Below are 12072 nucleotides of genomic sequence, written 5' to 3'. Positions count from 1 at the left end.
CGCCGTGCGGCAGGCGGTCACGCCCGGTTGCTATTCGTACACGGTTGATCTGCTAGACAGGCGCCGACGGAGGACCCCCGACATGACCATTGCCACCACCCGCCGCGCCCTGCTCGGCGCCGCACTCGCCGCGCCGGCCGTCGCCCGCGCCCAGGGCTTCACGCGCCCGATCCGCTTCATCGCCCCCTATTCGCCGGGCGGCGGCATCGACACCACGGCACGGCTACTGGCCGGGCCGATGGCCCAGAAGCTCGGCCAGACCATGGTGGTCGAGAACCGCGCCGGGGCCGGCGGCTCGCTCGGCGCCGCCGAGGTCGCCCGCAGCGCGCCCGATGGCTACACGGTGATGGTCGATGCGCTGGCGCATACCGTGAACCCCTTCGTGATCCGCAACCTGCCCTTCGACTACGCGACGGCCTTCACGCCGATCAGCCAGGTGGTGGTGCTGCCGCAGATCCTAGTGGTGCCGAACAGCACGCCGGCGCGCACGCTCCCGGAATTCGTCGCCTGGGCGAAGACGCGGCCGGGCACGCTCTCCTTCGGTTCCTCGGGCAATGCCACGGCGTCCCACCTCGCCTCCGCGCTGTTCCTGAACCGCGCCGGGCTCGACATCACCCATGTGCCCTATCGCGGCGGCACCGCAGCGCTGCCGGACCTGATCGCCGGCACCACCGCCTTCGTCTTCGCGACGGTCTCCTCCGGCCTGCAGCTTGTGCGGGATGGGCAAGTGCGGGCGCTCGGCGTCACCACCCTGACCCGCATCCCGCCGCTGCCGGACGTGCCGACCATCGCGGAGCAGGGCTTCCCGGGCTACGAGCTGAACGAGTGGAACGGCTTCTACGCGCCGGCCGGGCTGCCGGCGCCGCTGGTCTCGGCCTATTACGATGCGCTGAAATTCGCGCTGGCCGATGCCACGGTGAAGGCGCGGCTGGAGACGCTCGGCGCCATCCCGGTCGGCAGCGACCCCGCGAGCTTCGCGGCCTATGTCCGCGAGCAGCGGGCGCTGATGGGCCGTCTGGTGCGGGAAGCGCAGATCGAGATCTGAACGATCGACCAGGGGCGCGGCCTGGGGCAGGCCGCGCCCCCCTGATCCTGGCGTGGAAGCTGCTGCCGCTGCGTGGGGGAGCACGTCCGGCCAGGCCCGGTGACAGCGCCGACACCGCGTTCCGATAGCGGCCGCCTATCGCGCCGACAGAGACAACCTATTTCCCTTTGACCGGCCCATGCGGAATGCTGGGCGCGGGAACAGCATCGGGCGGCAAGCCCGGGCCGGAGGGAGGATCTGATGGCAAAGACCGTGACAGGCATGGCCGAGGCGCCGCTCGACGAGGCGGCGGCGCGCATCGCGATATTGGCCCGGCTCGCGCATGACCTGGTGAGCATCGACATGCCGGTGCCGGCGCCAGTCGCGATCGACGTGGCCGCGATGCTGGCCGGCATCGAGGCCATGGCACGGGAGCTGGAAGGCAGCATCCGCCGCGCCAAGCTGGAGGCGACGATGCCGCTGCCGTCCATGGCGCCGCGAAGCCGGGTGCGCCGCGCGCACGCCTGAGAGCCCGTCTGTGAATGGCGCGGCGGCGGGCTGGCGCGCAGCGCATTCCAGGCTAGGCTCCGCCGCATGCGCGCACCGACCTATGACCAGCTTCCCCGCCCCGATGACGGCACCGGGCTTCCCCTCGCCTGGGGCGCCTGGGGGCCCGACGACCAGATCGGCACCCTCAACCGCATCACCGATGCGACCGTCGCGGCCGGCGCCGCCGAGATCCGCGAAGGCCGGCGCTTCAGCCTGAACCTGCCGCTCGACGAGCCCTTCGGCGCGACACTGGCCGGCTCGCATCGCAGGCGGGCGGCGCCGACGCCGGTGCTGGTGGCCGATGACGGGCCCGACAAGATGACCCGCGACGATCGGCTCGACGGGTTCTGGCTGCAGGCGAGCAGCCAGTGGGATGGGTTGAACCACTACGCTGACCCGATCCACGGCTTCTACAACAACGCGCCGCTGTCCTCCGTCGTGCACGGCGCGGCCAGTCGCAACGGTATCGACAAGGCGCTGGCGCATGGCATCGCCGGCCGCGCGATCCTGGCCGACCTGCCGCGTTTCTTCGCGAAGCGGGGCCGCGCCTGGCAGGCGCTCGGCAGCCTGCGCGCCAGCGCCGCGGACCTCGCCGCCTGCCTCGCGGAAGGCGGCGTGACGCCGCGCACGGGCGACATCCTGCTGGTCAGGACCGGCTGGCTCGCCGCCTTTCGCGCCGCCGCGGATGCGGAGGCGCGCGACGCGCTGATCCGCGGGCGCGACTACAGCGGCGTCGACGGCAGCGCCACGACCTGGCAATGGCTCTGGGATCAGGGCATCGCCGCGATCGCCGCCGACAACCCGACCGTGGAAGCCTTCCCGATCACCCCGCTGCGGCCGAGCCTGCACTGGGGCATCGGCCGCATGGGCTTCTGCCTCGGTGAATTCTTCGACCTGGAAGCCCTCGCCGAGCACAGCGCGGAGACCGGCCGGGTCACCGCCTTCCTGGCCGCGGCGCCGCTCAACCTGCGCGGCGGCGTCGGCAGCCCGGCGAACGCGATGGCGTTCCGGTAGGGACGCGGGGAGGGCAGCGCCCTCCCCGACGAACCACCGCGATCAGGCCAGGTCGAAGCGGTCGAGGTTCATCACCTTGTTCCAGACCGCCACGAAGTCATGCACAAACTTCTCCTGCGCGTCGGAGCTTCCATAGACCTCGGCCAGCGCCCGGAGCTGGGCGTGCGAACCGAAGATGAGATCGACCCGCGTGCCGGTCCATTTGAGTTCGCCCGTCTTGCGATCGCGCCCTTCGAACACGTCCTTGGCGTCCGAGACCGCCTTCCACTCCGTGCCCATGTCGAGCAGGTTCACGAAGAAGTCGTTGGTCAGCGCCTCCGGCCGCCTGGTGAAGGCGCCATGCTTGCTCTGCCCGACATTGGTGCCGAGGACGCGCATGCCGCCCAGGAGCACCGTCATCTCGGGTGCCGTCAGCGTCAGCAATTCCGCCCGGTCGATCAGCAAGGCCTCGGCCGGACCGACGGGTGCGCCCTTGACGGTCTTGCTTTCCAGGTAGTTGCGGAAGCCGTCCGCGATCGGCTTGAGCACGGCGAAGGAGTCGATGTCGGTCTGCTCCTGCGAGGCGTCCATGCGTCCCGGGGTGAAGGGGACGGTCACGGTGAGGCCGGCATTCTTCGCCGCCTGCTCGACACCCGCGCAACCGGCCAGGACGATCAGGTCGGCGAGCGAGACCTTCTTGCCGCCGGACTGCGCGCCGTTGAACTCGCCCTGAATGGCTTCGAGCGTCTTCAGCACCTTCGCCAGTTGCTCGGGCTGGTTGACCTCCCAATCCTTCTGCGGGGCGAGGCGAAGCCGGGCTCCGTTCGCACCGCCACGCTTGTCGGAGCCGCGGAAGGTGAAGGCCGCGGCCCAGGCGGTGGACACCAACTGCGAGACGGTGAGGCCGGACGCCAGGATCCTGCCCTTGAGGGCGGCGATGTCCTTGGCGTCGATCAACGGATGGTCGACCGCGGGGATGGGGTCCTGCCAGATGAGTTCCTCGGCCGGCACTTCCGGGCCGAGATAGCGGGCGAGCGGGCCCATGTCCCGGTGCGTCAGCTTGTACCAGGCCCGGGCGAAGGCATCCGCGAACTGGTCCGGATTCTCGAGGAAGCGCCGCGAGATCTTCTCATAGGCCGGGTCCAACCGCAGCGAGAGATCCGTGGTCAGCATGGACGGCGAGCGGCGCTTCGAGGGGTCGAAGGGATCCGGGATGGTGCCGGCGCCCGCGTCCCCCTTCGGCTTCCACTGATGCGCGCCGGCCGGGCTCTTGGTCAGCTCCCATTCATAGCCGAACAGGTTCTCGAAGAAGTTGTTGCTCCACTTCGTCGGCGTGGTGGTCCAGGTGACCTCCAGGCCGCTGGTGATCGCGTCGGCGCCGATGCCCGTGCCGAAGCTGCTCTTCCAGCCAAGGCCCTGCTCCGCGATGTCGGCGCCTTCCGGCTCCAGCCCCACATGGGATGCGGGGCCGGCGCCATGGGTCTTGCCGAAGGTGTGGCCGCCCGCGATCAACGCGACGGTCTCTTCGTCGTTCATCGCCATGCGCGCGAAGGTCTCGCGAATATCCCTGGCCGCCGCGACCGGGTCCGGCTTGCCCTCCGGACCTTCGGGGTTGACGTAGATCAGGCCCATCTGCACGGCGCCGAGCGGATGCTCGAGGTCCCGCTCACCGGTGTAGCGCTTGTCGCCACCGAGCCAGGTGGTCTCCGACCCCCAATAGACGCCCTCTTCCGGCTCCCAGACGTCCTCACGCCCGCCGGCGAAGCCGAAGGTCTTGAAGCCCATGGATTCCAGGGCGACGTTGCCGGTCAGGATCATCAGATCGGCCCATGAGATCTTGCGGCCGTATTTCTGCTTGATCGGCCACAGCAGCCTGCGCGCCTTGTCGAGGCTCGCGTTGTCCGGCCAACTGTTGAGAGGCGCGAAGCGCTGCTGGCCGGCACCGGCGCCGCCACGGCCGTCGCCGATGCGGTAGGTGCCGGCACTGTGCCAGGCCATGCGGATGAACAAGGGCCCGTAATGGCCGAAATCCGCCGGCCACCAATCCTGCGAGTCCGTCATCAGCGCATGAAGATCCCGCTTCAATGCCGCCAGGTCGAGACTCTTGAATTCTTCGGCGTAGTTGAAGCCCTCGCCCATCGGATCGGACTGGGGCGAATTCTTGTGCAAGGTTTTCAGGTTCAGCTGGTTCGGCCACCAGTCCCGGTTGGACCTGACGGGGGTATGCATGACCGGGCACTTGCCCGCACTCACATCGGTATTCGTATCCATGTTTCTCTCCGATCGTGCTTTGTGATTCTTGGCGTCGTTCTGAAGGGATTGAAGCGTGATGACTTGAGGCGGAATTGCCGAAGAGTCTGAATCACGCGCTCAAACGAAGGGCTGGAGCATCATGCGTGAGCGCTTGCGCGCGCAGCACGCTCTAGCGCGCCGGCATCCGCAGTGCCGCGACCGGTGACCTCGTCGCGGTCGTGAGGTGTTCCGTCATCGGGCGTGCTCCCTGGCTGGCTTCGATGGAAGGAAGGCTAGGCGGCGCTGATCCTAGGTTCTATTTGATTGTTCCGACTGATACGATTGAGCGAAGCGATGATGACGCCGCGCCGCCGGGCGGCGCAAGTCCGGAGCGATCATGAATCTGCGCGACCTGCAGTACATTCTCGCAGTCGCGGAGCACCGGCATTTCGGCCGCGCCGCAGAGGCCTGCCACATCAGCCAGCCGACGCTCTCGACCCAGGTGAAGAAGCTCGAGGAGACGCTCGGCGTCGTGCTGTTCGAGCGCACCAAGAAGTGGGTGCAGCCGACCGAGGTGGGCCAAGCGGTCCTGGCCGAAGCCCGGCGCGCGCTGGAGGCGGCGGATGGGATGATGGCGATCGCGCAGGCGGCGCGCGACCCCTTCTCCGGCCCGCTCCGGCTCGGCGTGATCCCGACGCTCGGGCCCTATCTGATGCCGCTGGCCTTCGCGCCGCTGCGGGAGGCCTTCCCAGTCCTGACCATCGACCCCTGGGAGGACGTGACCGAAGGGCTGCTGGAGCGGCTGCGGCAGCGCCAGATCGACGCGGCGCTGATCGCGACCGAGGCGCCGGTGGGGAATTTCGCGACCATCCCGCTCTTCGTGGAGCCTTTCCTGGCGGCCTTGCCGGTGGGCCATCCGCTGGCGCGCGAGGACCGGGTGCGGGAAGAGGCGCTCGGCAATGACCTGCTGGTGCTGGCCGACGGGCACTGCATGCGCGGGCAGACCATCGCCGCCTGCGGCCGTACCGGGCCGAATGCGGAGGCGTTCCGCGCGGCGGGGCTGCAGACGCTGATCCACATGGTCGCCGCCGGCTATGGCACGACCTTGATCCCGGGCCTGGCGGCCGGTGCGGTGAAGGGGCTGGACGTCGTGCTGCGGCCGCTGGCCGGCGGGGCGCGGCGGGAGGTCGCCATCGTCGCCCGCGCCTCCTTTCCGCGCATGACGGTGCTGGAAGGGGTGGCGCGGGTGATCCGCGGGGTGGTGGCGGAGGTGCTGTGATCGGGCCAGGATCGCCCCGACCAGGAACCGGCAGGAGGAAGCCATGCCATATGCCCCGGCGGAAGGTGCGCGCCTCTATTACGAGGAGACCGGAAAGGGCCATCCGATCGTCTTCGTGCACGAATACGGATCGGATCACCGCGAATGGGAGACGCAGGTCCGCTTCTTCTCCCGCGAGTATCGCTGCATCACCTTCGCGGCGCGTGGCTATGCACCATCGGAGGTGCCGAGCGACCCCAGGCTCTACGGACAGGATTTCGCCTGCGCCGACATCGCGGCGGTGATGCGCCATCTCGGCATCCCCAGCGCGCATGTCGTCGGCCTGTCGATGGGTGCCTTCGCGGCGCTGCTCTTCGGCATCCGCCATCCGGAGATGGCGACGGCGCTGGTGGTGGCGGGCGTCGGCACCGGATCGGACCTCGCCGAGCTCGATGCCTTCCGCGCGGCGCAAGCGGCGCGCGCGGAGCAGATCCGACAGGAGGGCTGGGGTGCGCTCGCGGTCGAGCAAGGGCTGAGCCCGACGCGCATCCAGCTCCGGAAGAAGGATCCGCGCGGCTGGGAGGAGTTCGTGCAGCATCTGCGTGAGCATTCGGCCGAGGGATCAGGCCTGACCATGCGCCACTACCAGGGGGCGCGCGACCCCGTCTATGCCTGGGAGGAGAGGCTGCGGGCGATGCGGGTGCCGACGCTGCTCGCGGTCGGCGACGAGGATGCGCCCTGCATCGAGCCGAACATCTTCCTCAAGCGCACCCTGCCGAATGCCGGGCTCTGGATGCATCCGCGCACCGGGCATGCGATCAACCTGGAGGAGCCGGCCGCCTTCAACCGCGCGGTGCAGGATTTCTTCTCGACCGTCGAGCGCGGGCGCTGGAGCCTGGATGCGTAGAATTCACTCCACGGTGGCGCCGGAGATGCGCACCAGCTCCGCGACGCGCGGCATCTCGGCCGCGAAGAAGCTGGCGAATTCCTCCGGCGTGCTGCCGACCGGCTGGTAGCCGAGCTGCTCCAGCCGGTCACGCGTGGCCGCGCTGCGGAGCGCCGCCGCGACCTCCCGCGAGAGACGCTCGATCGCCGGGCGCGGCGTGGCCGCGGGGGCGAAAAGGCCGAGCCAACTGTTGAACGCGTAGCCCGGCAGGGCGTCCCCGATCGGCGCCGCGTCCGGCAGCGCCGGCGAGCGGCTCGTGCCGGTGATGCCGAGCGCCTTCACCTGGCCGTCGCGCACCTGCTGCATGGCCTCCACCACCGGCGTGAACATCAGGTCGAGGCGGCCGGAGACCAGGTCCGCCATGGCTGGCGCGCCGCCGCGATAGGCGACCTGGGTGAAGCGGATCTCCGCACGATGCTCGAACAGCGCGGCGGCGAAGTGCTGCGTGCTGCCGGCGCCGGCGGTGCCGCAATTGAGCGCGCCGGGATTGGCGCGTGCCCGGGCGATGAGCTCCGCGACATTGCCGACCGGCAGGTCCTTGCGGACCACCAGCAGCGCGGCGCTCAGCGCCACCAGGCTGACCGGGGCGAAGTCGCGCACGGGGTCGAAGGGCAGGTTGCGGTAGAGCGCGGCATTGGTCGCGTGCGAGCCCATCGAGGCGACGATCAGCGTGTGGCCGTCCGGCGCGCTGCGGGCGACGAACTCCGTCGCGATGTTGCCCGCGGCGCCGGTGCGGTTCTCCACCACCACCTGCTGGCCGAGGCCGGGGCTGATGCCCTGCGCGACGACGCGGGCCGTGGTGTCGGTGCTGCCGCCAGGCGCGAAGCCGACCACGAAGCGCACCGGGCGGTCGGGGCCCCAGACGGCCTGGGCGCGGGCGAGGCGCGGCAGCAGTGGCGTGACGGCGAGCATGGGCAGAAGCCTGCGGCGCTTCATGGCGGGTTTCCTCCGGCGTGGGGTCTGGCTTGCCCCTGCATTCCGGGGCCGACGATGGCGGATGCCAGGGAATCGGGCAATGCAGCCGCTTGACGCGCGCCTGCGCCCGGATCATCCGGGACCGAGTTGATCCGGGAGATCGCCATGAACAGCCTGTCCCGCCGCGCGCTCGGCGCGTTGGCCCTCGCCCTGCCCGCCGGCGCCTCGCGCGCCCAGGCGACCTGGCCCAACCGCTCGGTGCGGGTGATCGTGCCCTTCACAGCCGGCGGCGCCGCCGACAGCGCGGCGCGGGTCGTGACCCCGCGCATGGCGGAACGGCTCGGCCAGTCGCTGCTGGTGGAGAATCGCACCGGCGCCTCCGGCTCGCTCGGCGGCGGCGAAGTGGCGCGGGCCACGGATGGGCACACGCTGCTCTGGGATGCGTCCTCGCATATCGTGAACCCGGCGCTGCTGCGCGGGCTGCCCTTCGACTACGCGACGGCCTTCGCGCCGGTGGGGCTGGTGGTGCTGTTCCCCTCCGCGGTCGCGGTGAAGAACGACTTCCCGGCGCGCAGCCTGCAGGAATTCGTGGCGGCGGCGAAGGCGCAGCCGGGGACGCTCACCGTCGGCACCCAGGGCAATGCGACCGCCGGGCATCTCGGCCTCATCGCCTTCATGCGCCGGGCCGGCATCGATGTGGTGCATGTGCCTTATCGCGGCGGCGCCGCGGCGGCGCAGGATCTCGCGGCCGGCAATGTGGATGCGGTGTTCACGACCCTGGTCTCGGCGGGGCCGGTCGTCGATGGCGGCCGCGGCCGCTTCCTCGCGGTCGGCACCTTGGAGCGGGTGAGCAGCCGGCCGGATGTGCCGACCATCGCCGAGCAGGGCTATCCGGGCTTCGCGTCCAACGAATGGGCCGGCCTCTTCGCGCCGGCCGCGACCCCGGCGGCGCATGTGCAGGCGCTGTCGGATGCGATGGTCGCGGCGCTGTCCGAAACGCCGGTGCGGGAGCGGCTGGTGCAGATCGGCTGCATCCCGGTGGGCAGCCGCCCCGCGGAATTCGCGCGCTTCCTCGCCGAAGGGCGGGCGGAGATGGCGGCGCTGGTGCGGGAGGCGAATATCCGCGCCGACTGAGCGCAGCGCCATGGCCAGGCCTGGGGGGCACGCAGCCGGCATCCTGCTGATGCTGGCGGGCGTGCTGCTGTTCTCGCTCAACGACACGCTCGGCAAATGGCTGGTCGAGACCTTCTCGGTCGGCCAGGTGCTGGTGCTGCGAAGCCTCGCCGCGCTGCTGCTGCTGGCCCCCTTCCTGCTGCGGGACGGGCTGGTGCGGCTGCTCGAGGTGCCGCGGCCGGGGCTGCAATTGCTGCGCGTGAGTTTCGGTACCGTGGAGGTCGCGAGCTTCTACTGGGCGGTCTCGATGATGCCGCTCGCCGATGCCATGACCTATTGGATGGCCGCACCGGTCTTCGTCACGGTGATCTCGGCGCTGCTGCTGCGCGAGCGGGTCGGCGCCAAGCGCTTCGCGGCGGTGGCGCTGGGTTTTGCCGGCGTGCTGCTGGCCATGGGCCCGGGCATCCAGGGCGACCCACTGCCGGTGCTGATCGCGATTGGCGGCGCGTTGCTCTATGCGTGTTTCGTGGTCTGCACCCGGGCGCTGCGGGCGGCGCGCGACACCCAGCTCGTGGCCTTCCAGATGCTCGGCGCCCTGCTGCTCGGGCTGGTGCTGCTGCCCTTCGGCTGGACGCCGCCCGGGGTGCTGGACGTCGCATTGCTGCTCGGCCTCGGCATCGCCGCGACGCTCGCGCATGTGGCGGTGACGCGCTCGCTCAGGATCGCGCCGGCCTCCGTCGTGGTGCCGTGGCAATACAGCTTCATCCTGTGGGGCGCGCTGTTCGGCTGGCTGGTCTTCGACGACGTGCCGGGGCCGGGCGTCGCGCTGGGTGCGGCGGTGATCGTCGCGGCCGGGCTCTGGCTCTGGCGCCTGGATCGTGGAGCGGCGTGACCGGCAGGCGGCGCCGCGCGGGACCCTGCCGGCGCCGGTGGCGATGGTTGCGGCGAGCCGGCCGGAGGCCTATGCCGCAGGGCTGCTGCCGGGCGTCCCGGCGGGCTTCCTGGTGATGCAATGACGAGGCTTTGGGGTCTGGCGATCGCTCTTCTGACGCTGCCGGCAGTCGCGGAGGAGGATGCGCGTGCGCTGGCGGGCCAGCCGGTGCTGGAACTGGCGCGGCATGAGGGCGTGGCGTCGCTGGTGCACACCGCGACGGGCGGCCTGCGCGGCGAGGTCTCGCGCCGGCTGCGCGATCCCGGGCCGGGGCTGGCGGTGATGCAGAACCGCTATGTCTATGGCTGGGGCTGCGGGACGGAAGGCTGCGCCGCGGGCGGCATCTTCCTGGCGCAGGATATCGCGGAAGGACGCGTCTTCATCCTGTTGCTGCGGGATGGCCGCACCCGCCTGGCGGTGCCGCCCAACCCGAACGCCTGGCCGGCCGCGGTGGGCGAGGCGATGATGGGTTTCGACAGGCTGCGGGCGGAGCAGGTCGGCGGGCGCTGAATGCGCGAAGGGCGGGCCGCCTGCGCGACCCGCCCTTCCGATGAAACCGTTGGGAAGGAAGGCCTCAGCCTTCTTCCTGCTCCTCGGCCGCTTCCGGCTTCGGGCCGCTGTCGAGGCCCTTGGCGGCGACGTTGCGCTCGACCAGCTCGATGATCGCCATGTCGGCGGCATCGCCGTAGCGGACACCCGCCTTCAGCACGCGGGTATAGCCGCCGGCGCGGGCCTTGTAGCGCTCCGCAATCTCGGTGAAGAGCTTCGCGACCACCGCCTCGTCCATCAGCTGCGCATAGGCCTGACGGCGCGCATGCAGGCCACCGCGCTTGCCGAGGGTGATGATGCGCTCCACGTAGGGGCGCAGCTCCTTGGCCTTGGGCAGCGTCGTGGTGATCTGCTCATGCTTGAGCAGCGAGGTCGCCATGTTGCGGAACATGGCGGCCCGGTGAGAGGAGGTGACGCTGAGCTTCCGCCCGGCAATTCCGTGACGCATGGTCGTGGTTCCTGATAGGCGCCGGCTTCAGAACGGCTCTTCGATCTTCTTCGCGAGGTCCTCGATATTCTCCGGCGGCCAGCCCGTCACGGTCATGCCGAGGGTGAGGCCCATGGAGGCGAGGACTTCCTTGATCTCGTTCAGCGACTTGCGCCCGAAATTCGGGGTGCGGAGCATCTCCTGCTCGGTCTTCTGAACGAGGTCGCCGATGTAGACGATGTTGTCGTTCTTCAGGCAGTTCGCCGAACGGACGGAGAGCTCGAGCTCGTCCACCTTGCGGAGCATGTTGCGGTTGAAGGGCAGGTCGTCCCGCACCTCCTCCACCTTGCGCTCGCGCGGCTCGTCGAAGTTGATGAAGAGCTGGAGCTGGTCCTGCAGGATGCGGGCGGAGAGTGCCACCGCATCCTCGGGCGCCACGGTGCCGTCGGTCTCGACGGTCAGCACCAGCTTGTCGTAGTCGGTGCGCTGGCCGACGCGCTCCGGCTCCACCTTGTAGGCGACGCGGCGGACCGGGCTGTAGATCGCATCCACCGGGATCAGGCCGATCGGCGCGTCCTCGGGCCGGTTCTCGGCGGCGGGGACATAGCCCTTGCCGGTCGCGACCGTCAGCTCCATCGACAGCTTGGCGCCGTCGTCGAGGGTGCAGATCACCAGATCCGGGTTCGCGATCTCGATGTCGCCGGAGGTCTGGATCTGACCGGCGGTGACCTCGCCCGGGCCTTCCGCGGTCAGCGCCAGGCGCTTCACGCCCTCGCCCTGCATGCGGATCGCGAGCTGCTTGATGTTGAGGACGATGTCGGTCACGTCCTCGCGCACACCCTGGATGCTGCTGAATTCATGCAGCACGCCGTCGATGCGGATCGCCGTCACGGCCGCGCCCTGGAGGGACGACAGCAGCACCCGGCGGAGCGCATTGCCGAGCGTCATGCCGAAGCCGCGCTCCAGCGGCGCGGCGACCAGAACGGCCGTCCGCTCCGGGTCCGCGCCCTGGTCGATCGCCAGCTTTTCCGGCCGGATGAGGGAACGCCAATTCCTCTCGAGCACTGTCAATCTCTCCTATCGGCTGTGGGGGCCGGGAACGCGCGCGTTCTTGTCAGGAGCGTCCGATTCAGAC

General features: G+C 70.1%; 13 protein-coding genes. 9 read left to right on the top strand and 4 right to left on the bottom strand.

The window, feature by feature from the left end; genetic code table 11:
• Positions 1–82 precede the first annotated feature (82 nt).
• The 3 genes from GXW71_RS20530 (at position 83) to GXW71_RS20520 (ending at position 2587) form a co-directional block, all read left to right on the top strand.
• Positions 83–1045, top strand: a complete 963-nt coding sequence (locus GXW71_RS20530) for a tripartite tricarboxylate transporter substrate binding protein (RefSeq protein ID WP_211854532.1) — start codon at positions 83–85, stop codon at positions 1043–1045.
• A gap of 240 nt (positions 1046–1285) precedes the next feature.
• On the top strand, positions 1286–1552 hold the full coding sequence (locus tag GXW71_RS20525) for a hypothetical protein (RefSeq protein WP_211854530.1): 267 nt from the start codon (positions 1286–1288) through the stop codon (positions 1550–1552).
• Between the two features lie 66 nt (positions 1553–1618).
• Positions 1619–2587 carry a cyclase family protein gene (locus GXW71_RS20520; RefSeq protein ID WP_211854528.1) on the top strand — a complete coding sequence of 323 codons (969 nt, stop codon included), beginning with the start codon at positions 1619–1621 and terminating at the stop codon, positions 2585–2587.
• Between the two features lie 42 nt (positions 2588–2629).
• Here the strand turns inward: GXW71_RS20520 and katG are convergent, their stop codons facing one another.
• Positions 2630–4837 carry a catalase/peroxidase HPI gene (gene katG / locus GXW71_RS20515; RefSeq protein WP_211854526.1) on the bottom strand — a complete coding sequence of 736 codons (2208 nt, stop codon included), beginning with the start codon at positions 4835–4837 and terminating at the stop codon, positions 2630–2632.
• Between the two features lie 358 nt (positions 4838–5195).
• Between katG and GXW71_RS20510 the strand changes: the two genes are divergently transcribed.
• Both GXW71_RS20510 and GXW71_RS20505 read left to right on the top strand, forming a co-directional pair.
• Positions 5196–6077: a LysR substrate-binding domain-containing protein gene (locus tag GXW71_RS20510; RefSeq protein WP_211854524.1), complete on the top strand. Its 882-nt coding sequence runs from the start codon at positions 5196–5198 to the stop codon at positions 6075–6077.
• A gap of 43 nt (positions 6078–6120) precedes the next feature.
• Positions 6121–6963 carry an alpha/beta fold hydrolase gene (locus GXW71_RS20505; RefSeq protein WP_211854522.1) on the top strand — a complete coding sequence of 281 codons (843 nt, stop codon included), beginning with the start codon at positions 6121–6123 and terminating at the stop codon, positions 6961–6963.
• A gap of 3 nt (positions 6964–6966) precedes the next feature.
• On the opposite strand, the gene GXW71_RS20500 is transcribed toward GXW71_RS20505, so the two are convergent.
• Positions 6967–7938: a Bug family tripartite tricarboxylate transporter substrate binding protein gene (locus GXW71_RS20500; RefSeq protein ID WP_211854520.1), complete on the bottom strand. Its 972-nt coding sequence runs from the start codon at positions 7936–7938 to the stop codon at positions 6967–6969.
• A gap of 144 nt (positions 7939–8082) precedes the next feature.
• On the opposite strand from GXW71_RS20500, the gene GXW71_RS20495 reads away from it, so the two are divergent.
• Genes GXW71_RS20495 through GXW71_RS20480 form a run of 4 tightly spaced genes read left to right on the top strand, consistent with a single transcriptional unit; the run spans position 8083 to position 10471 of the window.
• On the top strand, positions 8083–9051 hold the full coding sequence (locus tag GXW71_RS20495) for a Bug family tripartite tricarboxylate transporter substrate binding protein (RefSeq protein ID WP_211854518.1): 969 nt from the start codon (positions 8083–8085) through the stop codon (positions 9049–9051).
• Between the two features lie 10 nt (positions 9052–9061).
• A complete protein-coding gene (locus GXW71_RS20490) occupies positions 9062–9922 on the top strand; it encodes a DMT family transporter (protein WP_211854517.1) in 861 nt (286 codons plus the stop codon).
• Complete coding sequence (locus GXW71_RS20485) at positions 9909–10046, top strand: hypothetical protein (protein WP_211854516.1); 138 nt, start codon at positions 9909–9911, stop codon at positions 10044–10046. The genes GXW71_RS20490 and GXW71_RS20485 overlap by 14 nt, the downstream gene beginning before the upstream one ends.
• Positions 10043–10471, top strand: a complete 429-nt coding sequence (locus tag GXW71_RS20480; protein WP_211854515.1) for a hypothetical protein — start codon at positions 10043–10045, stop codon at positions 10469–10471. Before GXW71_RS20485 ends, GXW71_RS20480 begins: the two co-directional genes overlap by 4 nt.
• A 64-nt stretch (positions 10472–10535) precedes the next feature.
• On the opposite strand, the gene rplQ is transcribed toward GXW71_RS20480, so the two are convergent.
• A complete protein-coding gene (rplQ, locus tag GXW71_RS20475) occupies positions 10536–10958 on the bottom strand; it encodes a 50S ribosomal protein L17 (RefSeq protein ID WP_211854514.1) in 423 nt (140 codons plus the stop codon).
• A 27-nt stretch (positions 10959–10985) separates the two neighbouring features.
• Positions 10986–12002, bottom strand: a complete 1017-nt coding sequence (locus tag GXW71_RS20470; RefSeq protein WP_211854513.1) for a DNA-directed RNA polymerase subunit alpha — start codon at positions 12000–12002, stop codon at positions 10986–10988.
• Positions 12003–12072: the final 70 nt, after the last annotated feature.

It is taken from the genome of Plastoroseomonas hellenica (assembly GCF_018129085.1).
Lineage (GTDB): Bacteria > Pseudomonadota > Alphaproteobacteria > Acetobacterales > Acetobacteraceae > Plastoroseomonas > Plastoroseomonas hellenica.
The sequence above is the reverse complement of the archived record's forward strand: the minus strand, read 5'-3'. Positions and strand labels throughout refer to the sequence as shown.